This window comes from Vibrio sp. 10N.286.51.E5 (genome assembly GCF_041469125.1).
Taxonomy (GTDB): domain Bacteria; phylum Pseudomonadota; class Gammaproteobacteria; order Enterobacterales; family Vibrionaceae; genus Vibrio; species Vibrio crassostreae_C.
On the sequence record NZ_JBFRJZ010000163.1, the window covers coordinates 1 to 259 of the forward strand.

A 259-nucleotide genomic window follows, 5' to 3' on the forward strand; every position below is an offset into this window, starting at 1 on the left:
AGTGCGCTCTTATCTTCTATGTCTTCACGTTGTATCCATAAATATTTTAAGGCTCCTAAAGGGAGAAGAAAGGAAGAAGGAGCGCATAATGCTACGAACAACTGTAATTCTCTTCGTCAGTGTCATGCTTAACGGTTGTCAGATAAGCCCAATAAAATCTAATGGACTTGCCGATTATAGAGCGACAGTTATTTCAAGCCAACTTCCACAAGAGTTAGGCTCAATCACACTCGTAAATACACAGTCAGAGGGCGATAGT

Annotated in this window: 1 pseudogene; it reads left to right on the forward strand. The window is 40.9% G+C overall.

Annotation, left to right across the window (positions count from 1 at the left end):
• A pseudogene (locus AB4161_RS23250) lies at window positions 1–132 on the forward strand (alanine/ornithine racemase family PLP-dependent enzyme); the annotation flags it as partial.
• Window positions 133–259: the final 127 nt, after the last annotated feature.